The 24,754-nt window shown below is 57.9% G+C and carries 25 protein-coding genes and 1 riboswitch; of the genes, 18 read left to right on the top strand and 7 right to left on the bottom strand.

The genetic code is table 11. The features are described from left to right. Positions 1–5: 5 nt before the first annotated feature. From ACTG3T_RS04755 to sstT, 14 genes are all read left to right on the top strand, one after another. A complete protein-coding gene (locus ACTG3T_RS04755) occupies positions 6–674 on the top strand; it encodes a YfgM family protein (RefSeq protein WP_439101119.1) in 669 nt (222 codons plus the stop codon). A gap of 1 nt (position 675) precedes the next feature. Then, complete coding sequence (bamB, locus tag ACTG3T_RS04750; protein ID WP_439101118.1) at positions 676–1,851, top strand: outer membrane protein assembly factor BamB; 1,176 nt, start codon at positions 676–678, stop codon at positions 1,849–1,851. A 5-nt stretch (positions 1,852–1,856) separates the two neighbouring features. Further along, positions 1,857–3,335 carry a ribosome biogenesis GTPase Der gene (der, locus tag ACTG3T_RS04745; RefSeq protein ID WP_439101117.1) on the top strand — a complete coding sequence of 493 codons (1,479 nt, stop codon included), beginning with the start codon at positions 1,857–1,859 and terminating at the stop codon, positions 3,333–3,335. 16 nt (positions 3,336–3,351) lie between these two features. After that, a complete protein-coding gene (locus ACTG3T_RS04740) occupies positions 3,352–3,735 on the top strand; it encodes a group III truncated hemoglobin (RefSeq protein ID WP_439101116.1) in 384 nt (127 codons plus the stop codon). Positions 3,736–4,074: 339 nt separating this feature from the next. Continuing rightward, the gene (locus ACTG3T_RS04735; protein WP_439101115.1) at positions 4,075–4,923 is read left to right on the top strand and encodes a GIN domain-containing protein; all 849 of its coding nucleotides are present in this window, start codon (positions 4,075–4,077) and stop codon (positions 4,921–4,923) included. Positions 4,924–4,943: 20 nt separating this feature from the next. Next, positions 4,944–5,324, top strand: coding sequence for a GntR family transcriptional regulator (locus tag ACTG3T_RS04730; protein WP_439101114.1), 381 nt, complete (start codon positions 4,944–4,946; stop codon positions 5,322–5,324). Continuing rightward, positions 5,308–6,156, top strand: coding sequence for an ABC transporter ATP-binding protein (locus tag ACTG3T_RS04725; protein ID WP_439101113.1), 849 nt, complete (start codon positions 5,308–5,310; stop codon positions 6,154–6,156). The genes ACTG3T_RS04730 and ACTG3T_RS04725 overlap by 17 nt, the downstream gene beginning before the upstream one ends. Positions 6,157–6,160: 4 nt before the next feature. Continuing rightward, on the top strand, positions 6,161–7,327 hold the full coding sequence (locus tag ACTG3T_RS04720) for a hypothetical protein (RefSeq protein WP_439101112.1): 1,167 nt from the start codon (positions 6,161–6,163) through the stop codon (positions 7,325–7,327). A gap of 137 nt (positions 7,328–7,464) precedes the next feature. Next, a complete protein-coding gene (locus ACTG3T_RS04715; protein ID WP_439101111.1) occupies positions 7,465–9,057 on the top strand; it encodes an isocitrate lyase in 1,593 nt (530 codons plus the stop codon). A gap of 174 nt (positions 9,058–9,231) precedes the next feature. Beyond that, entirely contained in the window at positions 9,232–10,374 is a 1,143-nt protein-coding gene (locus ACTG3T_RS04710; protein ID WP_439101110.1) for an SMP-30/gluconolactonase/LRE family protein, read from the top strand. Positions 10,375–10,646: 272 nt separating this feature from the next. Next, the gene (locus tag ACTG3T_RS04705; RefSeq protein ID WP_439101109.1) at positions 10,647–10,856 is read left to right on the top strand and encodes a cold-shock protein; all 210 of its coding nucleotides are present in this window, start codon (positions 10,647–10,649) and stop codon (positions 10,854–10,856) included. Positions 10,857–10,957: 101 nt separating this feature from the next. Beyond that, positions 10,958–11,500, top strand: coding sequence for a winged helix-turn-helix transcriptional regulator (locus ACTG3T_RS04700; RefSeq protein ID WP_439101108.1), 543 nt, complete (start codon positions 10,958–10,960; stop codon positions 11,498–11,500). Between the two features lie 180 nt (positions 11,501–11,680). Beyond that, a complete protein-coding gene (locus tag ACTG3T_RS04695; protein WP_439101107.1) occupies positions 11,681–12,472 on the top strand; it encodes a class II aldolase/adducin family protein in 792 nt (263 codons plus the stop codon). A gap of 126 nt (positions 12,473–12,598) precedes the next feature. Continuing rightward, the gene (gene sstT / locus ACTG3T_RS04690; RefSeq protein ID WP_439101106.1) at positions 12,599–13,795 is read left to right on the top strand and encodes a serine/threonine transporter SstT; all 1,197 of its coding nucleotides are present in this window, start codon (positions 12,599–12,601) and stop codon (positions 13,793–13,795) included. Here sstT and ACTG3T_RS04685 read toward each other — a convergent pair. Genes ACTG3T_RS04685 through ACTG3T_RS04665 form a run of 5 tightly spaced genes read right to left on the bottom strand, consistent with a single transcriptional unit; the run spans position 13,792 to position 18,943 of the window. Next, the gene (locus ACTG3T_RS04685) at positions 13,792–14,667 is read right to left on the bottom strand and encodes a helical backbone metal receptor (RefSeq protein ID WP_439101105.1); all 876 of its coding nucleotides are present in this window, start codon (positions 14,665–14,667) and stop codon (positions 13,792–13,794) included. The two genes, sstT and ACTG3T_RS04685, sit on opposite strands and share 4 nt — an antisense overlap. Then, complete coding sequence (locus tag ACTG3T_RS04680) at positions 14,657–15,469, bottom strand: heme ABC transporter ATP-binding protein (protein WP_439101104.1); 813 nt, start codon at positions 15,467–15,469, stop codon at positions 14,657–14,659. The genes ACTG3T_RS04685 and ACTG3T_RS04680 overlap by 11 nt, the downstream gene beginning before the upstream one ends. Then, on the bottom strand, positions 15,466–16,476 hold the full coding sequence (locus ACTG3T_RS04675) for a FecCD family ABC transporter permease (protein ID WP_439101103.1): 1,011 nt from the start codon (positions 16,474–16,476) through the stop codon (positions 15,466–15,468). Before ACTG3T_RS04675 ends, ACTG3T_RS04680 begins: the two co-directional genes overlap by 4 nt. Positions 16,477–16,479: 3 nt before the next feature. Beyond that, a complete protein-coding gene (cobO, locus tag ACTG3T_RS04670; RefSeq protein ID WP_439101102.1) occupies positions 16,480–17,091 on the bottom strand; it encodes a cob(I)yrinic acid a,c-diamide adenosyltransferase in 612 nt (203 codons plus the stop codon). Continuing rightward, positions 17,081–18,943 (bottom strand): TonB-dependent receptor plug domain-containing protein, encoded by a 1,863-nt coding sequence (locus ACTG3T_RS04665; RefSeq protein ID WP_439101101.1) that lies wholly within the window; start codon positions 18,941–18,943, stop codon positions 17,081–17,083. Before ACTG3T_RS04665 ends, cobO begins: the two co-directional genes overlap by 11 nt. A gap of 121 nt (positions 18,944–19,064) precedes the next feature. Beyond that, positions 19,065–19,245, bottom strand: a riboswitch (cobalamin riboswitch). Between the two features lie 118 nt (positions 19,246–19,363). Between ACTG3T_RS04665 and ACTG3T_RS04660 the strand changes: the two genes are divergently transcribed. Further along, complete coding sequence (locus ACTG3T_RS04660) at positions 19,364–19,897, top strand: DUF501 domain-containing protein (RefSeq protein WP_439101100.1); 534 nt, start codon at positions 19,364–19,366, stop codon at positions 19,895–19,897. 60 nt (positions 19,898–19,957) lie between these two features. After that, the gene (locus tag ACTG3T_RS04655; RefSeq protein ID WP_439101099.1) at positions 19,958–20,551 is read left to right on the top strand and encodes a DUF2452 domain-containing protein; all 594 of its coding nucleotides are present in this window, start codon (positions 19,958–19,960) and stop codon (positions 20,549–20,551) included. A gap of 9 nt (positions 20,552–20,560) precedes the next feature. Here ACTG3T_RS04655 and ACTG3T_RS04650 read toward each other — a convergent pair whose 3' ends face one another. Further along, positions 20,561–22,114, bottom strand: a complete 1,554-nt coding sequence (locus ACTG3T_RS04650) for a S10 family peptidase (protein ID WP_439101098.1) — start codon at positions 22,112–22,114, stop codon at positions 20,561–20,563. A gap of 225 nt (positions 22,115–22,339) precedes the next feature. On the opposite strand from ACTG3T_RS04650, the gene ACTG3T_RS04645 reads away from it, so the two are divergent. Continuing rightward, positions 22,340–23,581 (top strand): Vgb family protein, encoded by a 1,242-nt coding sequence (locus tag ACTG3T_RS04645; RefSeq protein WP_439101097.1) that lies wholly within the window; start codon positions 22,340–22,342, stop codon positions 23,579–23,581. A 92-nt stretch (positions 23,582–23,673) separates the two neighbouring features. After that, positions 23,674–24,078 (top strand): class I SAM-dependent methyltransferase, encoded by a 405-nt coding sequence (locus tag ACTG3T_RS04640; protein ID WP_439101096.1) that lies wholly within the window; start codon positions 23,674–23,676, stop codon positions 24,076–24,078. 136 nt (positions 24,079–24,214) lie between these two features. Here ACTG3T_RS04640 and ACTG3T_RS04635 read toward each other — a convergent pair. Then, positions 24,215–24,754, bottom strand: a 540-nt coding sequence (locus ACTG3T_RS04635) for a peptidylprolyl isomerase (RefSeq protein WP_439101095.1), incomplete at its 5' end; no start/stop codon positions are given.

Genomic DNA, 24,754 nt, shown 5'->3' with positions numbered 1-24,754 from the left:
AGCAAGTGGAAAGTTACCGCACGGAAGAAGAACAGGTAGAGGCGCTCAAGCGCTGGTGGAAGGAGAATGGTCGCAGCACCATGATTGGTGTGGTGCTCGCCCTGGGCTTGGGATTTGGCTGGCAAGCCTGGCAGAAAAATCAGGAAATTGCCGCCCAGAACGCGTCAAACCTCTATCAGCAAATGCTCCAGGCCTTGTCTGCTGAAGAGGGGCAGTCCGGCACCATGGGTCGGCAGATCGCCACAGAGTTGAAGGACACTCATCGGGGCACGGTGTATGCGCAGTTTGCCGCGCTGCACCTGGCGAGGCTGGCCGTGAATGAAGGGCAGCCGCAGCTGGCGGAACAGGAGCTCCGCTGGGCCCTGGCCATGGCTGATGCGGGGGACGACGTTCATCAGGTCGCGCAGCTACGGCTGGCGCGGGTGCTGGCAGCCCAGGACAAGGAGGAGGAAGCCCTGTCGCTTCTGCAGGGGGCCAGCACGGACTTTGTCGCATCCTATGCCCTGGCCCGCGGCGATATTCTCCTCGCCCAGGGGCGTGAAGCTGATGCCCTTGTCGCCTACGAGAGCGCCGCCGCTGCACTGGAAGAAGGTGCTCCTGTGCCTCAGACCTTGCAGGATAAATTGGAATACCTCGGCGCCCGGGTCGATATCGCGGCAGTGGAGGCCAGCTGAGGTGGGTTTTTTGCGTAGCGCTACATTGCTAGTACTGCTGGTGACTCTCGCCGGTTGTGAGACAGTGTCCGGCTTTTTTGAGATGGGTGATGATGAAGATCCGCAGCAACCCGCGGAGCTTCTGGACATTGAAAACCAGCTGAACGTCCGCAAGCTCTGGTCCATGGGCGTGGGAGATGGGCAGGGCGATGGGCTGTACAAGCTTCAGCCAATAATCGACGGTGACACTATTTACGTGGCCTCGGCCGAAGGTGAGGTCCGGGCTGTGGACCGTAACAATGGGGACACGCGCTGGCGCCAGCGGCTGGAACTGGAAGTCTCTGGTGGCGTGGGGCATTATGAAGATTCGCTGTTCCTTGGCGGTAACGACGGGCTGGTGATGCGCCTTGACGCCGCCACCGGAGAGACCCTGTGGACCAGTGAAGTCAGTGGTGAAGTTCTCGCAGCCCCTCAAGGTAATGGTCGCGTGGTTGTCGCGCAAACCTACGATGGCCGGCTGTATGGATTTGATTTTGAGACCGGCGAGCAGCTGTGGCGTTACGACAGCAATCTGCCGGTACTGACTATCCGCGGTACCAGCACACCGATACTGGACGGCGGCGTGGTGTATGCCGGCTTTGCTACGGGACGCGTCCTGGCCTTTGACGCCTTCGATGGCGCTATCCGCTGGGAGGCCCGCGTGGCCATTCCCCAGGGGCGTTCGGAGATCGAGCGCATCGTGGATGTTGACGGCACCATGGCCCTGGCGGGCACAGAGCTGTATGTCGCGAGTTACCAGGGGCGCATCGTAGCGCTGGATACTCGCACCGGTCGCAAGATCTGGCAGCGCAACGTGTCGGCCTTTTACGGTGTTTCCCAGGGCTTTGGTAACGTGTATATCGCTGAGGAAAGCGGCACGATTACCGCGTTCCTGCGCAACGGCCAGGGTATACGCTGGGAGCAGCCGACCCTTGCCTGGCGCGGTCTGTCCAGGCCCATACCCGTCAGCAGTTATCTGGCGGTGGTGGATTTTGAGGGCTACCTGCATTTGCTCTCGCAGGTGGATGGAGAGTTTCTGGCGCGGGTACGCCCCGATAGCGACGGCGCCCGCGCAGACATGCTTGCCGTGGGCACGGTGCTCTACGTGTACAGCAACGGCGGTAAATTGATCGCCTACGACATCCGTCCCCGGTCCTAGCCAGCATGCTGCCGTCAATCGCACTGGTAGGGCGTCCGAATGTCGGCAAATCGACGTTATTTAATCAGCTGACACGCTCCCGCGATGCCCTGGTGGCCAACCTGTCCGGTCTGACTCGGGATCGGAAGTATGGCGAGGGGCGTAGCGATGACCGGGCATTTATCGTCATCGATACCGGTGGCGTCAGCGGCGATGAGGAGGGTATCGATGCGGCCATGGCGGAGCAGTCCCTTCTTGCCATCGAAGAGGCCGATATAGTCCTGCTGCTGGTGGATGCCCGTGATGGTTTGAATCCCGTTGACGAGCAGCTGGTGCAATACCTCCGCCAGCAGAGTCGTGATTTTCACCTGGTGGTTAACAAGATCGACGGACGGGATCCCGATGTGGCCGTGAGCGATTTTCACGCTCTGGGGATTGCGTCCATGCACGCCATTGCGGCCTCCCATGGCCGCGGCGTGCGCCAGATGATCGAATCTGTGCTGGAGACGATTCCCCTCCCTGAGTTGCACAACCCCCAGACGGGAGAGGAATACGCCGGGGACGGTGCAGATGAAGAGTCCGGTGAAACAGATAATGAAGACGAGGGCGGTACGCGGGTTGCCATCGTCGGACGGCCCAATGTCGGCAAATCCACCCTGGTGAATCGTATTCTCGGGGAGGATCGGGTGGTAGTTTACGATCAGCCCGGCACCACCCGGGACAGCGTTTACGTGAAGTTCCTCCGCGAGGGACGTCCTTATACGCTCATCGATACTGCGGGTGTGCGCCGGCGTAAAAATGTCCGCGAGGCCATTGAGAAGTTCTCCATAATCAAAACTCTCAGTGCCATTAGCGATGCCAACGTGGTGGTACTGCTTGTGGATGGTCAGGAAGGTCTGGTGGATCAGGATCTTCATCTTCTTGGACATTGCCTGGAAGCCGGGCGAGCCCTCGTGCTCGCGGTGAATAAGTGGGACGGCCTGGACCCCGACCAGAAAGACATGATTCGCTCAGAACTGGACCGCCGCCTGCGATTCGTCGATTTTGCCGATATGCACTTTATATCGGCGCTCCACGGCTCCGGCGTGGGCACCCTGTTTGGCTCCATTGACGCTGCCTATGCGGCTGCCATGCAGCCCATGGGTACCAGTCGCCTCACGCGTATTCTGGAAGAGGCGGTCGCGGATCATCCGCCGCCCCTGGTAAACGGGCGGCGCATCAAGCTCCGCTATGCCCATGCGGGCGGCCGCAATCCGCCCAGAGTGGTGGTGCACGGTAATCAGACGGATAAAGTGCCCAACAGCTACCAGCGCTATCTGGAGAAAGTATTCAGTCGTCGCCTGGAACTCACGGGTACGCCCCTGCGCATTGAGTTTAGAAGCAGTGACAATCCCTTCGCCGGCCAGCGTAACAAGCTCACCAACCGCCAGATAAACCGCAAGCGCCGGCTCATGGCCCACGTCAAACAGGCGAAGAAGAGCAAGCAGCAGAAAAAACGCCGCTAGTTCTTATGTAAGCCCCGTGCAAGTAACCGCCCAAGCCTCTGAACAGCAGATCGATAAGTTTGTGGATGCTTTCTACGAACGGGTATTGGCGGACCCCATACTCGCGCCGTTGTTTATGGATGTGGCCGGTATCGAACTCTCGGAGCATCTTCCGCGAATCAAAGCCTATTGGCGGAAAATGCTGTTGGGCCATAGCGACTATCGGCGGCATATGATGCGCAAGCATCGCGAGGTTGATGCCCGGCAGCCTTTTACCGATGAGCATTACCAGCGCTGGTTGGCACTCTTTGAAGAAACCCTCAAACAGCACCCTCTGGGAAGCTCGACACAGCGTGCCGCCGGGCTTGCACGACGAGTTGCAGGGAATATGCGACAGAATATGCAGCGCTTTCGAGCCTAATCGTCACATTTATTTTAGATAATAGTCGTAGGGATCTGATAAATAACGATTTAATGATTATTTCTGGCGTATTTTTGCTGCCTTGCCAGGGTTCAATTGGGTGCTATAGTCCACCATAACACCCAGGAAAAATACGGTACCCAGTCATGATCAGTCTCCGCAAAGGAATAACGGGCCCCTCGTCAAGACGCATGCTCATGCCCGCGTTGGTCTTCTTTGCCTGCGCTTCACTTAGTGCTGTTGGTGGGGGAGCTATCGCGGCCTTGTGTCTGGTGCCCGCGGGCCTCGTCATGGACGCAGCTCGCAACGATCACAAAAACACTCCGGAGGGTCCCAAGGATGCCTAAGGTACTGAGCACATCGACCCTCTGCAGCGCGCTGGCGCTGGGCATGCTCTCTGCGCAGCTTTGGGCACAGGATCAAACCCGTCGTGTCGAGGGCCTCGACTTTGACGAGGTCGTGGTACTGGGTGATGCGGAGGTAGAAATAAGTCAGGGTGACGAGGTCGCGCTGCAACTCCGGGGCCCCGCAGACTATCTCGATACCGAACCTTTCTACGTGAGCGGTGACACGCTCGTCGTGGGAGCCCGCAAACGCGAGAACAACGATGACGAGCGTCTGCGTTTTCGCATTGTCATGCCCTATCTTGAGGAGCTGCAGGTCAAAGGGTCGGGAACGGTATACATCAAGCCCTTTGCCTTTGATGCCATGGGTGGCGATGATCCGGTTACCCTCACAGTCGATGGCTCCGGTGAGATCAACGCCTTTGAGCTCACCGGTGCCGTTCTTGAGCTTCGCGTCGAGGGCTCCGGTGACTTTCGTGCGGTGAGTGTCAATGTGGCAGAACTTGAGGCGGTGGTGGCAGGCAGTGGTTATCTGTTTGTGGAGACCCTGACTGCAGGCAGGGGCGAGTTTGTAGTCACGGGTTCCGGCGACTTGCGGGTGACCGAAGGCGGCTCTGTCGATGAGCTGGAGGTCAACGTTGTGGGGTCCGGTGATATCCGCATGCCATCGGTAAACAGCAACCGCGCGGAGACCAATATCGTGGGCTCAGGCTCGGCGCTGATCGGTGAGGTGAGGGAGCAACTGAACGCCTCTATCCTGGGCAGCGGAGATGTGTCCTATAGCGGCTCGCCTGAGGTTGAGCGCGTAGAGCTGGGCAGCGGGGAAGTTCGTCGCCGCGACTAGGTCGCGCGACGAGATACAGCATGGAGTGGACCGAGGGTCAGCCTATTTACCGCCAGCTTCGCGATCTGGTTATTCAGCGCGTCATGGATGGCAGTTTCCCCGAGGGAGAAGCTATTCCCTCGGTGCGACAGGTAGCAACGGATTACCGCATCAATCACCTCACCGTTGGCAAGGCCTATCAGGAACTGGTGGAGCTGGGCTTGCTGGAAAAACGCCGGGGCCTGGGGATGTTTGTCGCGTCGGGTGCCAGAAGATCCCTCACCAACGAGGAGCAACAGCGGTTTCTTGATGAGGAGCTGCCGGCCTTCATCGCCAGGATTCACATGCTCGGTCTCGAAACACAGGACGTGGTGGAAAAGATCATGAAAAACCAGGGGAACAGCAATGCAGACCATCATTGAGGCACAGAATCTGCGCCGCAGCTTCGGTGATCTGAACGCCGTTGACGGTGTGGACCTTTCCGTGTCCTCCGGTAACGTCATTGGCCTGATCGGCCCCAACGGTGCCGGCAAAACTACATTGCTCAAGGCACTCCTTGGGCTGACCCGCTGCGACGGCGATCTCTCAGTACTGGGCTACTCGCCCATGGCCGACCGGGGGCTCATGATGGAAGAGGTCTGCTTTATTGCTGACACGGCGGTCTTGCCGCGATGGATGCGCGTGCGGGAGTTACTGGATTACGTGACCGGCACCCATCGCCGCTTCAACCGCGATCAGGCGGAGGCTTTTCTTGCCTCGACGGATGTGGATAAAAACCGGCGGGTGGGTGATCTTTCCAAAGGGATGACGGTGCAGCTGCACCTCGCCATCGTTATGGCCATCGATGCGCGGCTGCTGATTCTCGATGAGCCGACCCTGGGCCTGGATATCCTTTTTCGAAAGCGTTTTTACGAACAATTGATCAACGATTACTTTGATGGTGAGCGTACGATTCTTGTTTCTACACACCAGGTTGAGGAGGTTCAAAATATCCTTACCCACGTGTTGTTTATGCATCGCGGCAAATTGATTCTTCACGAATCAATTCTGGAGATTGAAGAGCGCTTTCAGGAGCTGCACGCCCTGGGGGATGCCGCGGTACGCGCCGAGCAAATGCCCTATATCGGAAAGCGCAACATCCTCGGCGGCAAAGCGTTTATATTTGAGACAGCGACTGCAGGCGAGCTCGCAGGGCTTGGGGAATTACGAACGCCGTCGGTCTCAGACCTGTTCGTGGCGAAGGTGGGGGGATAAGACGATGCCGACCACTCAGACTGCTCAATTTATCACCCTGCTGCAGCGGGAGTTTCGCGAGTATAAAACCTCGCTCTTCTGGACGCCCATAGTGACTGCGGTGGTGCTCGCTGTGCTGATGTTGGGCAGCGTGGTGCTGGCAAATCGCATCAGCGTCATTGGCGATACCATCCTCGACGCGATGATGCGCAAGGGGGGGGACAACGTAAACGTTTCCATCCGCATCGGCGAAAATGGGGACAAAGAAATTACCGTGGTGGAAGGTACAGACTCCGACGTGGTGCTGCTTAACGGCGTGGGTATTCCCGGTGTGCCGCCGCCACCACCGGTCGCTGATGCGCCGCAGTATCAGGTGATTGTGGAGGAGGAGAGCACTGGCCAGGGCGTCGCGGAACGTACCGGGGAGCAGTGGAACTTTTCCCGCGAGTGGAACTTCAATCCCGCTGGCGATAGACCGCGGATGGAGGACGCGGGCGATGATTTTGACGACCTCAACGGTCGGGAGCTCAACGTCATCCTGAGCGTGGTCCACGGCATCCTGCTTTTGATCCTGATGCTCACCAGCGTCAACTACTTGCTGAGTTCCCTCTACGACGATCGCAAGGACCGCAGCGTGCTGTTCTGGCGTTCCATGCCGGTGACGGAGTGGCAAACGGTGCTGTCCAAATTTGTGGTGGCACTTATTTGCGCGCCGCTGATCTATATTGCCATCAGCCTGTTGCTACAGCTGGCCTACGTACTGCTCATGATGCTGCTGGTGTCGCGCATGGACCAGGATCCTTTTGAGGTGGTAGTCGGCAACATCGATTTTTTTGCCCTGATGCTGGATCCCATTAGCGGGTGGGTAATGACCGCACTGTTAATCGCGCCCGTTTATGCCTGGCTGCTCTTCGCATCGGCCCTGGCACGCCGATCGCCGTTCCTTATGGCGGTCACACCGGTGATTGCCCTGGTAGTGGCCGAGGGCATATTTTTCCGATCAGAAATTGTAGGTAATGCGGTGACCCGTCATTTTCCCCATGTATCGGACAGCACGGCCGTCGGGTTTTACCTCTTTGGTCCCGACTGGATGGCCGTGGACCTGCTCAGCGTCGCCAGTGGTCTGATCTTTGCCGCTATCGCGCTGGCAGGGGCGGTATGGCTCCGGGCCCACCGCTGGGAGCTTAACTGAAATAAATTCACCTGGTGAATATCACATATAGAAAACATCGATTAGGTTGATAGTGGTCTGATGACCTAAACTTCGCCCCGTTGCTGTAGTCGCTGTTGCGGCTCATTTTTTTGATTGACCTTCAGGGGACGGGATCTATGACTTACCAACAAGAAATCCAGACGGCTGCCGACATTGTTTCGACCAATGGCGATAGCTGGAAAGACATCAACCCGGAGCATGCCGCCCGCATGCGTCTGCAAAACCGCTTTCAAACAGGCATCGACATTGCCCGATACACCGCAGGCATCATGCGCAAGGACATGGCGGACTACGATGCTGATACATCGCAGTACACTCAGTCCCTGGGCTGCTGGCATGGCTTTATTGGCCAGCAAAAACTCATCGCTATCAAGAAGCACTTTGGTGACACCAACAAGCGCTACCTTTACCTGTCAGGCTGGATGATCGCTGCGCTGCGCAGTGAATTCGGTCCCCTTCCTGATCAGTCCATGCACGAGAAGACCTCCGTGTCGGGCTTGATCGAAGAGCTTTACACTTTCCTGCGCCAGGCTGATGCCCGTGAACTCGGCGGATTGTTCCGGGAGCTGGATGCGGCGCGCAAAGCCGGCGATGAAGTCGCGGCTAAAGCGATCGAGAGCAAGGTCGATAATTTCCAGACGCACGTTGTTCCCATCATCGCCGACATCGATGCGGGTTTTGGTAACGCTGAAGCGACCTACCTGCTGGCCAAGAAAATGATCGAGGCCGGTGCCTGCGCTATTCAGATCGAGAACCAGGTATCTGACGAGAAGCAGTGTGGTCACCAGGACGGTAAAGTCACCGTACCCCACGAAGATTTCCTCGCGAAGATCCGCGCCGTTCGCTACGCCTTCCTCGAGCTGGGTGTAAACGACGGCGTTATCGTCGCACGAACCGATTCATTGGGCGCTGGCCTCACCAAGCAAATCGCCGTTACCCATACGCCCGGGGATCTGGGTGATCAGTACAACAGCTTTCTGGATTGCGATGAGATCGACGCATCAGAGCTTGCCAGCGGTGACGTGGTGATCAACCGTGGCGGCAAATTGCTTCGTCCCAAGCGTTTGCCCTCCAACCTCTACCAGTTCCGAAAGGACACCGGTGTGGAGCGTGTGGTACTGGACTGCATTACCTCACTGCAAAATGGCGCGGATCTTTTGTGGATCGAAACCGAGAAGCCTCACGTTGGCCAGATTGCCGAGATGGTGAACAAGATTCGGGAAACCGTGCCCGGCGCCAAGCTTGTCTACAACAACTCTCCGTCCTTTAACTGGACGCTGAACTTCCGTCAGCAGGTGTTTGATGTCTGGAGCGAAGAGGGCAAAGACGTCTCCGCTTACGATCGCGACAAGCTCATGCACGTGGACTACGACAGCACAGAGCTGGCGCTAGAGGCTGATGAGCGCATTCGCACTTTCCAGGCTGATGCCGCGCGCGAAGCGGGTATTTTCCATCACCTCATCACGCTGCCGACCTACCACACCGCGGCGCTGTCCACGGACAACCTGGCCAAGGAGTACTTCGGTGAGGCCGGCATGCTCGGTTATGTGAAAGGCGTTCAGCGTCAGGAGATCCGTCAGGGTATTGCCTGTGTGAAGCACCAGAATATGGCCGGCTCGGACATGGGCGATGACCACAAGGAATACTTCGCCGGTGATGCAGCGCTCAAAGCTGCAGGTGAAGATAACACCATGAACCAGTTCGGCTAAGCTCGGACATAAGCCCGGACAAAAGTTCGAACTTAAGTTCAGGAAGCCCGGCTCAACATAGCCGGGCTTTTTTTTGCCTGCGATTTATGGGGTAGACTCAGTTTCCCAGATTGTGGTGTCGGCGCTGGCAGGTCGACGATTTATCACGACAAAATTCGATTCTAGGAGTCATCAGTGCGAGAACTCAGTAATATTTCCCTGTGTCCATCGCTTGTGCGCCCGCTATGGGGTTTGTTCTGGGTGGCCGGATGTCTGGGGGTAAGCGTGACCAGCGCCGCCGAGGACTGCGAGTCTTTTGGATCGGACAGTTATATCTGCGGTATTCCCAGCGCTGAGGATCTTGTGCAGGTGCCGGGATCGCCATGGATTATCGCCAGTGCGTATTCCTCACCGCCTGCACTCAATCTGATTAATGCCCAGAGCAAAGAGTGGCAGCCGCTTTACCCGGTGGAGGACGGTCCTGTTAATCCGGATAGGGAGCTGTACGCGGATTGTCCCGGCGCTCCCGACGGTAGCGCGCTCATCACCCACGGCCTGGATCTTGTGGCCGGGGAGGGGGGGTACTCGACGCTCTATGCGGTAGGTCATGGCGGGCGGGAGGCTATTGAGGTTTTTGATGTCTTTTCGCGCGGGGGGCAAAACCCCACGATCACCTGGGTTGGCTGCGTTTTAGCGCCGGAAGGCCAGGAGATTAACAGTGTGGCAGCAATGCGTGATGGCAGCCTTCTTGCCACAATTCCTCTTGAGGAGGGGCAAAGCTTTGCCAGTGCTCTCGAGGGTGTCGTCACAGGCGCGGCTTATCACTGGTCTGCTGCCAGCGGTGACTGGAGTCGGCTGGATGCTACGGCGCAGCCCTATGCCAATGGCATCGCGCTGTCGGCTGATGAGTCCATGTTCTACATCGCTTCATCGGGTCTGGCGAACATCACTGCCTATCGTCTGGAGATGGAGGCTGAGCGGGTAGAGGAGGTGGAAGCACTGTGGACCACCGAGACGCTGCCGATACTGCCAGACAACCTCCATCGTGACAGTGCGGGGCATTTTGTGACCGCGGGCCTTATCCCTGAGTACGCAGCCTGTAATCCTTACAATGAAGCGGGAGAGTTTGAGCTCCAGCGCTACGCGACTTGCCCCCGTCCCTACAAGGTGCTGTCTCTGGATCCGACGACCCGCGCCGTGAGTGAGGTGTCGTCGGGAGGCGCGACGCCGGTGTTCAGCAATGCCACCATGGGTTTGGTGGTCGACGACACTGCATATGTGGGCACTTTTGTCGGTGATCGTGTGGCCTATCGAAAACTCGATGAGGGCGTTGAGTGAGCTGTTTTAGGGCTCCTGGGGGTAGCGGGAAGCCCCACTGCTGCCGTGCATCAGTGTTTGACTTGAGGGGAGGCTGGCTGTACCTTACACACAGCTAAAAGCAAGTCTCGTTTTAATATTCTTCGTTACGTGATCTCTCAGTAGTTCTTCGTCCTGCAGGTACTAACAACAGTCTTTTTTGCGGCTACTACCGCCTCTTAAAGAGCGCCTTTGCGAGAATCGCAGGTGGTCTTGGAAGCAGCTTTAATTATATATCTACAGGAAGATGAAATATGTCCGACACAGTATCCGGCACAGTTAAGTGGTTTAACGAATCTAAGGGCTTCGGCTTTATCGAGCAGAAAAGCGGTCCCGATGTATTCGCTCACTTCAGTGCGATCACTGGATCTGGATTCAAGACTCTGGCCGAAGGCCAGGCAGTTGAGTTCAACATTACTCAGGGCCAGAAAGGTCCTCAAGCCGAGAACATTGTCGCCGTTTAAAGCGCAATCTTTTCGGAAGAGGCAAGCCAGAAATGGCTTGCCTTTTTTTGTGCCTGCGAGAAAGTTCAGGTTCTGGTTTTTAGGCCTAGGGAGAGACGTGTATGCGTTGGGATGATATTGATCAGCAGGTCTGCTCTGTGGCCCGCGCGCTGTCGGTGGTGGGAGAGCGATGGACCCTGTTGATTCTTCGCGATGCGTTTTTTGGGACTCGACGCTTTGATCAGTTTCAATCGAATCTGGGTATCACCCGGCATCGACTGTCAGAACGTCTGGGCAAGTTGGTCGATCAGGGTGTCCTGACGCGCGTAAAATACAGCGATAAGCCGCCCCGCTATGAGTATCGTCTTACACGAAAAGGTCTGGGACTGTATCCGGTGCTTATGATGCTGGGCCGGTGGGGGGATGAATGGATGGATCGCGGCGATGGCGCACCGGTGGAGTATTTCCACCAGCGCTGCGGAAAGAAGACGCGGCCAGTGATGACCTGCAGTGAGTGCCATGAAGACTTGAGGCCGCAGCATGTCACTCCGATGGTTGGGCCGGCACTGGCCACCCATGTCAAAGGAGTTCGAGTCGGCGAGACATCACTGCCGGCGTTTCCCCTTTTGGATCGTGTCAGTGGTGAGGGCGCAATCGTCGAGTAATACACTCTTTAATTAAAGATGCGTCAACAGGGTTCGAGGCGTTAATTGCCCGGCGAAAAGCGTCAAAGGCTGCGGAAAGGGCCGGAGCCGCCAGTTACAGTAATTTGCGTGATCATGCGCTAGCATTAAACACAGTACAGATAATCAACCACAGCATCTCAATAGTGAAGGAGAACAGATATGGGTGAAGCAGTAGCTGATCTGGTCATGAACCAGGGCGACACCATGACAGCCAATACATTGCTTGATGACGTCGCCTCAGAGCGACTCAAGCGCAAGCAGCGACTCGCGGCGTCCCTACGCATCTTCGGCAAATTCGGTTTTGATGAAGGCGTTGCCGGGCACATTACTGTACGAGACCCCGAGCACAGCGATCACTTCTGGGTGAACCCCATGGGGCGATCCTTTAAACAAATGCGCGTGAGCGATTTGCTCAAGGTCGATCACGCAGGCAATGTGGTGGAAGGCGATGGTTTGCTTAACGGTGCCGCTTTTGCGATTCACTCGCGCATCCACATGAAGCATCCGGAAGTCACCGCTGCGGCGCACTCTCATTCGGTGTACGGTAAGTCCTGGTCCAGTCTGGGCCGCAAGCTGGATCCCCTGACCCAGGACTCCTGTGCCTTCTATGACAGTCACGAGGTTTTTGAGGACTTTACGGGCGTCGTGCTGGATGTGTCCGAGGGCGACAAAATTGCCAATGCACTGGGTGACAACAAGGCGGTCATCCTGCAAAACCACGGATTACTCACCGTGGGTGAAAGCGTTGACGAGGCCTGCTGGTGGTTCGTCACCATGGAGCGTAGCTGTCAGGCACAGCTCATGGCCGAGGCGGCGGGAACGCCCAAGCCCATTTCTCCTGAAGTCGCCGCAAGCACTGCGGAGCAGGTGGGATCCCACGCGGCAGGTTGGTTCAGCTTCCAGCCGCTTTACGATGTTATCGTCGCGGAGCAGCCTGATCTCCTTGACTGAATGTTGATCGGGTAAATCTGTAATGGGAGCTTCAGGCTCCCATTTTTTTGTCTGTGCTGTGCGTAGCTTCCATCAGAAACAGCCGCGCTGTCGTACAATAAGTCGTTTACCCAATGAGGTTTTGCCGTGAAGTTATCGGAAGTAGGTCTTGTGCCGAGGATCATTGCGGGCGTGGTCCTTGGCGCCGTGGTTGGCATGTTGTTCCCGACGCTGGCGAGGGAACTGGGTTTACTGGGAGAACTTTTTGTAGCAATGCTCAAGGCCGTGGCGCCATTGCTGGTGATGTTGCTGGTGATGTCGGCCATTGCCAACCGTCACGAACGATCCGCAGACTCCCGGCGAATACTGGTAACCCTGGTTCTGTATTTTGTTGGCACAGTGAGTGCCGCCCTGGTAGCCCTTGCCCTGTCCACGGTGTTTCCGCAGACCCTTAGCCTCAGTGGTGCAGCGGACGGCGCCCCTCCGGCGGCGGTCGGCAGTGTGCTCCGTGATGTGCTCTTCAAGCTAGTGGATAATCCTGTGAACGCACTGCTAAAGGGTAATTTTCTGGGCTGCCTTAGCTGGGCCATCCTCCTTGGGCTGAGCTTCCGCAGGGCTTCGGATACCTTTCGGCAGAATCTGCAGACCCTGGCGGATGGGGTGGCAGACATCGTCCGCTACGTCATCGCTCTGGCGCCCATCGGGATTTTTGGCCTGGTGTGTCTCACGGTGGCCACCACCGGTGTGGAGGTGCTTGCCGACTACCTGAGTATTGCCGGGCTTCTGGTAGCGGCCATGCTTATCGTGGCGCTGATTGTAAATCCTGTCTACGTGTGGCTTCTCACACGGCAGAACCCTTACCCGGTGGTGTTTCGATGCCTGGAAGAGTCCGGCGTAACGGCGTTTTTTACTCGCAGTTCTGCCGCCAATATTCCGGTAAATCTGGCTTTGGCAAAACGTCTGGGCATCAGTGAAGAACTTTACTCCGTGACCATCCCCGTGGGGGCGACGGTGAACATGGCCGGTGCTGCTATCACTATTACCACCTTATCGGTTGCTGCGGCGCATACCCTGGGTGTCGAGGTGTCTTTCGCTCAGGCGCTGCTCCTTTGTATCGTCGCATCCCTGGCGGCTTGCGGCGCTTCCGGTGTGCCTTCAGGGAGTCTCCTGCTCATCCCGCTGGCCTGCGGTTTGTTCGGAATTCCCGTCGACATCGCCATGCAGGTGGTCGCCGTGGGCTTTATTATCAGCGTTATTCAGGATTCTGCGGAGACCGCATTAAATTCCAGCACTGATGTGGTTTACACCTATGCGGCAGAACACGCGCGATTGGGGGAACGTTAGTTCTCCGGTTTGCGATGCCCAACCTCAGTGCAGATTGTTTCCATGCCCTGCAGTAGGCGCAGTGTTGGGCGGTGGAGCAAGTCCGGATTTATCACGATGATCCTGTTTTCACGAAGTGCCCTGAGCTGCGGGTAGCGTTTCCAGTGCTCAGCCTGGGCCGGGCTTTCGACGATAATGAGCGCGGGGTTATCAGTAAGCACCTGCTCCATGCTGACCTGGGGAGCAAGGCCGGGGATCCGGCCGGTAATGCTGTGGCCTCCGCAGCGTTCAATGACTTCGTTGAGTAAATGGGCTTTGCCAATGCTCTGCAGGGGTTGATCCCAGAGTTGCAGGAAGACACCCGGCCTGTGGTCATCGGGGGTGTTTCGATTAGGTGCCATGTCGTCCAAAACGCTGTCCAGCTGTTTTGACACCAGCGCACCTTTTTCGGCGTTTCCTGTAAGTGTCCCCAGGGCTTCAAGACTTTCGCGAAGGTCCTCCAGGGATCGAATCTCATCGACGAAGTAGGGGAGTCCGAGGCGCTCGATGCCGGCCCGCAAGCCTGCGGGTGTGCCCGAGCCCCAAAGAACCACGAGATCCGCTTGCAGGGCGACGATGCCCTCGAGGCTGATAGCGCCAACGCTGCCCAGACGGGGAATATGCGTTGCGGGCTCCGGATAATCACTGAACTGTACTGTGCCCACGATGGTATTCAGAGCGCCGACGGAGGCGAGGTTTTCGACGATGTGGGGTGCCAGGGCAACGACACGGGTCGCCGCTGTTGAGAGGGTTACCGTGCGTCCCTCAGCATCAATAGCCTGTACGGCCCCTTGTGCTGCGTTGATTATCAGTAGACACAGCAGCAGGCAAAATCCGGGGGGGCTAAAACGCATGTTGACCGGAGTCGGGATACACAAGCGGTAACTCGCCAAAAGCTCGGGGCTGCACTTTCATAGGAAACTCAAAGAGCTCGCTGAGGGTAGTTTCGTTCAGTTGTTCAGCGGTGGGTGCGAGGGAATGCACTCTGCCTTGTTTCAAAAGCAGAAGCCGGTCTGCACAACGGCTTAACAGGTTGATGTCGTGCATGACCAAAAGCACCGCACATCCACGATCTCTGAACATTTTAACCATGTGCACAAGCTGTTCCTGATGGCGGATATCAAGGGAGGCCGTGGGCTCGTCCAGTACCAGCACCTGGCCCGCAAGATTTTCATCCGGGTGCTCGCGCAGGAGCTGGGCCAAGACTCTTGCAAACTGTGTTCGCTGTTGTTCGCCACCACTAAGCGTTTGGTAGTGCCGCTGCGCAAGGTCCTGAAGCTCGCAGGTATCGAGAAGGAAATTGATGATGTCTTTTCCCCCAGCCCCACTATCGCCGTGGGGTGAGCGACCGAGGGCAATGACCTGCCCTACGGTAAAATCAAATTGCAATTGCATGTGTTGCGGCAGTACCGCCATGCGTTGCGCGCGATCCCGCGGCCTGATTGCTGCTAAATCCTCGCCAGCCAGCAATACCTTGCCCTCACCGGGTGCTAGCTCATTGCATGCCAGATGCAAAAGGCTGCTTTTCCCTGCGCCATTACAGCCGGCAACACCAAGGATTTCGCCGCCCGCCAGCGCAAAGCTGATATCTGCAAGTGTGGTTGCATTCCCCCGGCGGAGCGTGGCCCCACGCATTTCCAGTGCTGCGCGGCTCACGTCATCACCAGACGGGCCTGATAGCGTCGGAGCAGCACCAGAAAATAGGGCACGCCGAGAAGGGCGGTGACAATGCCCAGGGGAATTTCCCCAGGAGCCAGAAGTGTTCTTGAGATGAGGTCAGCGAGGACAAGAACCAGTGCTCCCAGCAGGGTGCAACGGGGCAGCAGTGCACGGTGCTCCGGGCCACTGTAGAGCCGTACCATATGCGGAACCACCAGTCCTACGAAAGCGATGGCGCCTGCCAGGGCGACGGTCACACCCATGCCGCCTGCAATGATTGCGGTCAGTAGAGCCTTGCTCTGCTGGGTGCTGTAGCCCAGGTGCCCAGCCTCGGCTTCACCTAACAGGAGGGCATTCAGTAGCTGACGCAAAGGCATGGACAGCGCAATCACGAGCGCGAGGGTCCCCGAGGCGAGGGTGAGGCTCTGATAGTCCGCACCGGCGAGAGATCCAAGACGCCACAGTGCTACCCGCCGCAGGGTGCTATTATCCACGGTCATTTCCAGGATGCTGACCAGGGCCCCGGCCAGGGCGGTAATGGCTACCCCAGCCAGGAGCAGGGTTGAAACTGATGTGCCCTCGGCGCTGCGGGCGATGCGATAGACAAGACCGGTAGCAAGGAGGCCTCCCGCAAAAGCACCGATCGACAGGAAGACATTACCCCCTGCTCCGGCGCCAATGCCCAGGGCGAGCACGATGGCGCCACCCAGCGATGCCCCCCCGGTGACGCCGATGAGCGAGGGGTCCGCCAGGGGATTGCGAAACATCCCCTGGGAGAGGGCGCCGGTGAGCGCCAGTAATGCACCGATAGCGGCAGCCTGAAGTACGCGGGGTAACCGAAGCTGGAGAAGCAGTGTTTGGTGGAGGGGGTCGCCGTGCCCGGTAAGGACGCTGAACACATCGGCCATACTAATTGGGACTGCGCCGAGCGATACGGCCAGGGTCGTTGCCGCAATGAGTAATAGCGCCAACGACCACGGTGCTCCCAGTGTATGGTCAGGCACGGCTCAGTAATCGACGCCGCGGCGGGCTTTTATCCCTGCGTTATAGGCGTGTTTGATCTCCTTCACTTCCGATACGGTGTCCATGATGTCCCGAAGGCCTGAACCGCCGCCCCGTCCGGTGACCACAACGCTTTGCTCCTCAGGGCGGTTCTTTATGGCGCCGAGGATTTCCTGCTCCTCGAGATAGTCAAAGGACAGCATGTAGGTAAGCTCGTCCAGCACAACAAGATCGAGGCCGGGGTCTGCGAGCATGGCCTTGGCCTGTTCCCAGGTGCTGCGGGCTGCGGCGATATCGGCGGATCTATCCTGGGTATCCCAGGTAAAACCCGTACCCATTTGGTAGAAAGCGACATCGGGGCAGCGATCCCGCACATAAATTTCCTCGCCGGAGAGTTGCTGGCCCTTGATAAACTGCACGATGCCCACTTTGTGGCCGTAGCCCAGGGCGCGAAGGACCATACCAAAGGCGGAGCTGGTCTTTCCTTTGCCATTACCGGTCAGGAGAATGCCGATGCCCCGCTCGGTGTCTGCTGCCGCAATGGATGCATCCACCGATTCTTTCTGTTTCTCCATGGCGGCTTTGTGTTTAGCTTCTTTTTTTTCATCAGAACTCATAGCGTACTCCTGCATAGGCTGCCTGACCCGCCGTGTTGTAGGTAGGTATCTCTGTGTAATTTTCGTCCAGCGTATTCTCAAGGCGCGCGTAGACGGTCAAGCCACGGTACACCGATAGACTCGCGTTCATATCCAGCAGCAGATAGTCGTCCAGGGCGTTACCCAGGGTATCCACAGCGTCTGCCGAGGAACGCAGGTTAATGCCGACCCTGAGTTTGGATTGAGGGTCTGTATAGGAAAGTCCCAGGTTAGCCAGCTGCTCCGGCCTGAAAGCCCGCTGTTCACCCTCTGCGGAGGTGGTCTCATTCCAGGTGTAGTTTCCCGAGAGGGTGAAGCCAAGGGGCAGGGGGATGTCTGCGATGAGTTCAATCCCGGAAGAGTCCGATACACCAGCATCCTGGAGGTAGCCGGAAAAAGCGATGACATCGAAGGTGATGAGATCATCTATTTCCTGATCGAACCAGGTCGCTTCCAGATAAACGCCCGACTCCGATGCCCAGACAATACCCAGGTCGTATCCTTTGCTGATCTCTTCCGTGAGCTCCGTGTCCGAGGCGGGGGGAGCTGCAAAGGGCCCGTTGTTGTAACTGATCTCGTAGAGACTGGGAGCACGGAACCCGGTTCCGTAGGTGCCTTTGAGCTTGATCTCCCCATCGGCCAGGTCCGTTATCCAGGCGGCGCTCAGGCGGTAGCTCAGGTAATCGCCGAAGTCGTCGTTGTCATCATGCCGCAGGCCCGCGGTCACGGTGAATTGCTCCTTAAAGCGCCCCTGATACTCTCCGTAAACGCCGCTTTGCCGTCGTGATCTGTCAAAGCTGCCGTCGTTTATGAATTCTTTTTCCCTATCGACGCCAAACACCAGTGACAAGACATCGGACTGCTGCCATTGACCCACGTAGCTGAGGCGCTCCAGCGCGCCTTCCGCTTTAAAGAAGGATGCCCCTTCAGCGAAAAAGTTACGCTCGGTAGTGTTTTCGCCGTAGGCGAGTTCATGGGAAAAGGCGCCCAGCTCCGCCGTAGCCGCTAGTCGCCAGATGTTCTGTTGGAAACTGTCATCACAGTCATTGCTTGGCAGAAAGGCACTGGTAAAGCAGCCATCAAAGGCATTTTCACCCTCGACCTGGCGAACCACAGCCTCGACGCGGAGTTTTTCGTTGACGTCCCAGCCCGCCCGGGCATGAATCGTCTGGTTGTCGTAACCATCGTCATCCACAAGATCGCTGTCTGTGGTCCGGGCATTGAAGCCACCCGTGGACAAATCAGCGCTGCTCACCAGAAAATCGACCGCTTTGTAGCTGCCTCCGATGCGCCCGCTTAGCTGTTGGGTGCCGTAGCGGCCCTGCTCAATGGCGACACCACCCCCCAGCGTCTCGCTGGGCGTAGCCGTGCGAATGTTGATGACCCCTCCGGCGTCTGCACCGTAATTGAGGCCCTGGGGTCCTCGGAGTATTTCTACCCGGGAGATACCGGTGGTCAGCAGTTGCTCCAGCCGGGGGCTCACTTGAGGGCTCGACGTATCGCTGATATCAATACCGTCGACAAACACCAGGGTCCGATAACCCTCCTCGCCGCGAATGCGCACGCTGGTGGCTTTACCCGGTCCTCCATTGTTGCTTGCCGCTACCGAGGGCTGGGTCCGCAGCAGGTCGGGAAGAGTGAGAAAACCTCGTTGGATAATTTCCTCCTCAGACATAACCGTCACCGAGGTGCCGACTTCTCTTAGGGGGGTGGGAACACGGGAGGAGCTGATCACAACCTCCTCGAGGAGGTTTTGTGCACAGACCGGGGTGGTGGCTGCGATAAGACCGCAGGCTAAAAGGCGTTCTAGCGCAAAATACTTGCTGCAATGCATGTGTGTGTCCTCAATTGCCAAAGGGCGATTGAGGGAGGGGATCAAGGAAACGAAACACCGCCTCTGCGGATACATTCCGCAAGAACTGCATTTAGCGACCTTTAATGAAGCCCTCCGCTCCATCGGTGCTGTTGCCAGGGCAGGTATCGGGCTCGTAGCGTTTTCACGCTACCTACCGTTGCGGGGGCAGCGCAGGCATGCACGCATCGAGCGGTACGCTCGACAGGTGTTGCACCTGCTTCCCTTTTAACCTGTCCAGACACTTTCGCGTATCGACAGGCACCCAAGGCGATGGGGAGAGTAGGCCGCTGTCCGGATATTGTCAAACATCGGCGTCAAAGCCACTCTGGCCGGCGGAGGAGGCGTTTCAGTGATTCGTCAAGACTGTGAGGGTGGGGCTTCAAGAGGTATCTTTGCGTCATGAACAGCAGTGAACAAAACCCTGTGATTGATGAAGCTACTCTCGCGGTTGTGGAGGCCCGGCTGGGGCGCCCGCCCCGCGGCTTACGAGAAGTCGCGGTGGTGGATAGCGAGGGCCAGCCCGCGGTGATTCGCGTGGCATCGCTGGTGAATGGAAAGCCCTTTCCGACGCTTTTCTGGTTAATCGAGCCGGTTCTGAATCTTCGTATTGATCGGGAAGAGGCCACGGGGTGCATCGCGGCGTTTCAGGCCGTGATCGATGGGGACCCGGTGCTTCAGCGCGCTATGGCAGAGGATCACCATCGGCATATTCAGCTGCGGGAATCCTATCTGCAGAGCAGTGAAAGAGAGCTCCTTGAGCGCCAGGGTCAATGGAGCGCCCTCGCAGAGCGCGGCATAGGTGGTATTGCAGACTTCCGCCGTATTCGCTGCCTGCATACCTGGTATGCGGCTCACCTGGTGGAGCGCAACACCGTGGGGCAGATGCTGGACAACTACTGGGCCCGCACAACGCCGGGGCCGGCCGCCTCGTGAGCCACCCTTAACTGCCCTTGACGAAAAGAACCGCGCGCGCCGTTACCGCGTACCTTGAGCATGAATCGAAACCCCCACAAAAATCCCAATCCCCAGGGCAAGGGTCTTGTCCCTGTGCTTGCTCACTGGCAGGAGACGCGTCCTGCGACCGTAAAAGCCAAGGCGCCGGCGGAGCTATTATTTGACTGGTTTGCATCCGTGCTGGTGCTGTCGGCAAAGTTTCAGTTCAAACCCGCCATGGGCCAGCTGTATTACCTCTACGCAAAGGACGGCGAGTGGCAGCTGTCACTGGTGGGACCCGATGAATGGGGAGAGCGTGATATGGGCGATTGCCTGGGAACCTGCGAACTCGCCGGCGATATGACCTGGTCGATTACACCCGACGAGGGAATTGGGGAAAACGAGCGTCTGCAGCACGCACTGAGCTCGCTGGTGGATGCCTTTATGAGCGGTCTGGAAAGCGACGAGGCCCTGGAAGACCACTTGCCGGGATACCGACGGGAGCTGCCCTACTATCAGCGCATGCTGGCCACGGGCCTGGGCGCTTCCCTGCGCCAATCGGCAAGCGCAGCGAACTCGCTGCAGTCACCACTGAAGGTCATGCTTGAAGAAGCGGGCGCCGGGTTCAGCCAGCGTCTACTGCACTCCGACTAGCCCGCCCGCTCACTTGAGCTGCGCTTTGAAAAAGGCGCGCACGTCGCGAAGCAGTGTTAGTCGCGCTTCTTCGTTGACGTACATCATGTGCCCGCCGCCATAATATTTGTAATCCACGCGCTCCGGCGTGATGCCATAGCGATTGAGTGTGTACTCGGCATCGAAGAAGGGTGTTACAAGATCGTAGTATCCCGACGCCACCAACACCTTGAGCCCCGGATTCGCCTCCATGGCGCTCACCAGGTTATGGGAGGTATTCACCCAGTGGGGCTCCCAGGCGGCATCCCGCCCCTTGGGATTCCAGTTCCACTCGTCGCTGAGACGCGGATCGGCAGGAGACAGATAACGACGCTCCCAGGCCACCCCCAGGTCACTCTGCACGTAGCTCATCATTGCCGCTTTATAAGCGCCGGAGATAGCGTTACTGGCGGCATCGAAGTCGGCCCTCGCGGTGAGGTCGTCGACGGGATCACCGAGGTAGCGTGCGTCCAGACTGCCGACGATCTTGCCCTCATCGCGCAAAAGCTCTTTAGCAAAGCGATTGCCCCGTACACGGAGATTGGCGCGCTCGACGTAGTCGGGCGACAGCCCCGTGAGCCTTGCGAGTTCATCCCGTACCTGCGCCCGGGTGCCGGCATCGAGGGTGTTGCCCTTGAATAGCGCCGGGAGGAGCTCGTCTACAGCGAATTCCCGCGCTTGCTGAACCCATTCCTCCAGGCTCGCGCCCTTGGTATCCACACGCTGGTGGTAATAGGCGGTAGCCGCCATGGTAGGAACGTAGGTGATATGGGAAATCAGGTTGTCTGCGACATAGGGCGTGGATCCCGCGTAGTCCAGCGCCTGGGAAATAAACACGATCCCGTTGAGAGCCACGCTGTGTTCGTTTTCCAGAATATCAGCCACCAGCGCTGCCCGGGTGGTGCCGTAGCTTTCACCCAGAAGAAACTTCGGGGAATTCCAGCGCTGATTCTCACTCAACCAGCGCCTGATGAACGCGCTGATGGATTCTGCATCTTCCTTGAGACCCCAGAATTCCTTGCCGTCATGTTCTCCCAGAGCGCGGGAAAAGCCCGTGCCCACGGGGTCGATAAACACCAGGTCGGTGACGTCGAGGATGGTCTCGCTGGAGTCTACCAGGGGGTAGGGTGGTGCACCGGCGTGTCCTGCCTCCGAGGGCACAACGACGCGTTTAGGTCCGAAGGTGCCCATGTGCAGCCACAGCGATGCGCTCCCAGGCCCACCGTTCCAGACAAAGGTCACGGGTCGGTTCTTACCATCGTTGATGGCTAAATAATCAAAGCTGAAGATGGCAGCGTTGGGCTCCCCCTCGTCATCCTGCAGGTAGGTTTCACCGGCGCGAGCGCGATAGCGCAGTTTTGCTCCGTTGAAGGTGCCGCTGTGCTCTGTGACAAACTCGGTGGGCGCCTCGATTGCGGTGCGTCCATGGTCTGTTTTATCGCCCTCACTTTTTTCAACGGGGCTGTGGCTGTCGCCGTAAACCGGCGCAATCTGCAGCGCAATCAGCGCCAGCGCGGCGACTCCGGCCTTAAACAAGGTGTGCATGTCTTACTCCTGCAACGGATAAAAATTCGAAAACGGAAGCTTTTAAAGCCTGATGCAGGGTACATGGGCTGACGACTCTATTACCACTGTCGCAGTGAGGCGATGAACTCTTCAGGCGCTTCGGGAGACGCCCCGGCTGCATGATTACAGCGTCGGCGACTGGATTCAGCTACGACAAAGCGGGTAGTCTTCTGGTCTTGTTAACAAGCGCAGGACAACCTCATCATGATGTTCCGGCTTCATGCACCCAGGGCCATTTTCTTTCCCGCTTTCTCTTTCGGCTGCTTTCTCAGCCTCTTTCTCACTGCGTTTACTGCGCTTGCCCAGCCACAGCAGCTGCCATCGGGTGAAGGCAAGGCGCTGGTAGAGAAGCTTTGCATCAGCTGCCACAGTACCTCACGCATACTCAACTCCGCCGGTTTTGACTCGGCGGGGGAATGGCGGGCGTTGATCACCAGCATGCTGCCTTTGGCCGATCCCCAGGCGAATACCATCGCTGAGTATCTTGCGGCCAATTTTCCGGCCAGGGAGGAGCGTAAACCCACGCTGATTTCCGGTCCTGTGGAAATCGCTATTGAAGAGTGGATAGCGCCTACCCTGGGGCAGCGATCCCGGGACCCCGTGGAGGCACCCGATGGCAGTATCTGGTGGACCGGCATGTGGGCGAGTCTGACGGGCCGTTTGGATCCCGAGACAGGCGCGATGGAGGAGTACTATCTCCCGCCCGCGGCGCGACCCCACAGCATCGTTCCCGACGCCGAGGGAAACATCTGGTACACCGGTAACGGCAACGCCACCATCGGCAAGCTTGACCCCGATACCGGAACAATTGAGGAGTTTCCCACGGAGGCAAGGGATCCTCATACCGCGGTGTTTCATCCCAACGGGAATTTGTACTTCACCTCTCAGCAGGCGGGGATGTTAGGGCGTCTTGATCCTGATACGGGCGCACTCAAAGAGGTGACAACCCGCGCGCGTCCCTATGGCATCAAGGTGGGACCGCAAGGACGCCTGTGGGTGGCCCATAACGGCACCAACGCCATCAGTGCCATGGATCCCGACAGCATGGAACTGGAATATTTTGACATACCCAATGAAAAGACGCGGATCCGCCGTCTGGATATCGCCAGCGATGGCCGGGTCTGGTACGTGAACTCATCTCAGGGCCGGATCGGCGTGCTCGACCCTGAAACCGGTGAGACCCGGGAATGGCCGTCCCCCAGTGGACCCAAGTCCCATCCCTATGCGTTGGCGATTATCGACGACGTGGTCTGGTACAACGAATCAGGCATGCGACCGGACGCGCTGGTGCGCTTTGATCCCGCAACGGAGAAGTTCCAAAGCTGGGCGATTCCTTCCGGCGTGGGCATTGTGCGGCACGTCTGGGTGACCCGTGAGGGCAAGCTGTTGATTCACCAGAGCAGTAGTAACCGTATTGGCAGGGTCACTATTCAGGGAGCAGACTGACAAGGTTTGGAGAGCTTGGACTACTACAGTTTGCACGCGGCTGAGCTGAGCAGGGGCTATGCTACACGCAGTGCCGCGGCGGTTCACGGCGAGTGGTACTCCGCGGTGTTTTCCAACGGGGGGCGAGTCATGCCTGTGATGTGGGCGCCGGGTCGGGACGGGATGCCCTCTGGCTGGCGGAGCTGGGCTGGACCGTTACTGCGGTAGAACCCAGCGCCGCAATGCGCGAGATAGCACTGGAGAAGCCTCACTCGCGCGTTCATTGGATCGATGACTGCCTTCCTGAGCTTGCCACCGTTTCAGCCGGCTCTCAGCGATTCGATTTGATACTTCTGTCTGCCGTTTGGCAGCACCTTGATCCCCTACAGCGGACGCGGGCAGTGCAGGCCCTCTGTGCATTGCTGGTGCCAGGGGGCAAGTTGGCAATCTCCCTGCGTCACGGTAGCGATGAAGAAGAAAACAAACGTCGCGGGTTCCATCCGGTTTCCGCCAGCTAACTGGAACAAAAACTGTGTTTGCAGGGTTTCGAATGCGTTTATCGGCAAATGCGGAGCGAAGAAGCTCGCCCCAATGTCAATTGGGAAACCTGCGTTTTCTCGCAGCGTTCCTGACTGGCCCCGCCTACCACAATGCCTACTGAATCGTCGCCCGGCGAATGAAGTCCAGCAGCGGATAATTGCTGTTCAGATAGTCGCTGCCACCGGACTCCAGAGGCCCCTGTTTGCCACCGCGGAGACCACCCCCGGCGTTCTCGCCGTAGAGACCATAGAGACGATCCACGACGTTCATACCTTCTGAAACGGTACCGAAGGGCGCAAAGCCCCCATCATCGAGGCGGCTGTTATCCACGGTGTTGATAAAAACCTGAGTGCTACGGGTATCAGGCCCGGTCATGGCAAAGGCGACGCTGCCCCGCAGGTTACTGCTTCGAACCTCATCGTCGGGGATCATGTTCGTCTTCCAGATCTTCTGAATCGCCGGTTCGCCGTGAACGCCGAATTGCGCAATAAACCCCGGTACCACGCGATTGATGTGGACACCGTCGTAGTAGCCCGCGCTGACCAGCTGGTAGAAACGATCTGCGCCTTGGGGAGCCAGGTCTCGCGTGACCGCTATGGTGAAGCGTCCCTCAGTGGTGTCAAAGCGCGCCGTGAAAGTGTCCGGCGCCCGGCG

The sequence above is a fragment of the Congregibacter sp. genome, assembly GCF_965660375.1.
Taxonomy (GTDB): domain Bacteria; phylum Pseudomonadota; class Gammaproteobacteria; order Pseudomonadales; family Halieaceae; genus Congregibacter.
The sequence above is the reverse complement of the archived record's forward strand: the minus strand, read 5'-3'. Positions and strand labels throughout refer to the sequence as shown.

Coding starts and splice junctions, on each gene's coding strand:
- der (WP_439101117.1), top strand. CDS start 1,857: ATGCTGCCGTCAATCGCACTGGTAGGGCGTCCGAATGTCGGCAAATCG.
- ACTG3T_RS04735 (WP_439101115.1), top strand. CDS start 4,075: ATGCCTAAGGTACTGAGCACATCGACCCTCTGCAGCGCGCTGGCGCTG.
- ACTG3T_RS04730 (WP_439101114.1), top strand. CDS start 4,944: ATGGAGTGGACCGAGGGTCAGCCTATTTACCGCCAGCTTCGCGATCTG.
- ACTG3T_RS04725 (WP_439101113.1), top strand. CDS start 5,308: ATGCAGACCATCATTGAGGCACAGAATCTGCGCCGCAGCTTCGGTGAT.
- ACTG3T_RS04720 (WP_439101112.1), top strand. CDS start 6,161: ATGCCGACCACTCAGACTGCTCAATTTATCACCCTGCTGCAGCGGGAG.
- ACTG3T_RS04715 (WP_439101111.1), top strand. CDS start 7,465: ATGACTTACCAACAAGAAATCCAGACGGCTGCCGACATTGTTTCGACC.
- ACTG3T_RS04705 (WP_439101109.1), top strand. CDS start 10,647: ATGTCCGACACAGTATCCGGCACAGTTAAGTGGTTTAACGAATCTAAG.
- ACTG3T_RS04700 (WP_439101108.1), top strand. CDS start 10,958: ATGCGTTGGGATGATATTGATCAGCAGGTCTGCTCTGTGGCCCGCGCG.
- ACTG3T_RS04695 (WP_439101107.1), top strand. CDS start 11,681: ATGGGTGAAGCAGTAGCTGATCTGGTCATGAACCAGGGCGACACCATG.
- ACTG3T_RS04685 (WP_439101105.1), bottom strand. CDS start 14,667: ATGCGTTTTAGCCCCCCCGGATTTTGCCTGCTGCTGTGTCTACTGATA.
- cobO (WP_439101102.1), bottom strand. CDS start 17,091: ATGAGTTCTGATGAAAAAAAAGAAGCTAAACACAAAGCCGCCATGGAG.
- ACTG3T_RS04665 (WP_439101101.1), bottom strand. CDS start 18,943: ATGCATTGCAGCAAGTATTTTGCGCTAGAACGCCTTTTAGCCTGCGGT.
- ACTG3T_RS04660 (WP_439101100.1), top strand. CDS start 19,364: ATGAACAGCAGTGAACAAAACCCTGTGATTGATGAAGCTACTCTCGCG.
- ACTG3T_RS04655 (WP_439101099.1), top strand. CDS start 19,958: ATGAATCGAAACCCCCACAAAAATCCCAATCCCCAGGGCAAGGGTCTT.
- ACTG3T_RS04650 (WP_439101098.1), bottom strand. CDS start 22,114: ATGCACACCTTGTTTAAGGCCGGAGTCGCCGCGCTGGCGCTGATTGCG.
- ACTG3T_RS04645 (WP_439101097.1), top strand. CDS start 22,340: ATGATGTTCCGGCTTCATGCACCCAGGGCCATTTTCTTTCCCGCTTTC.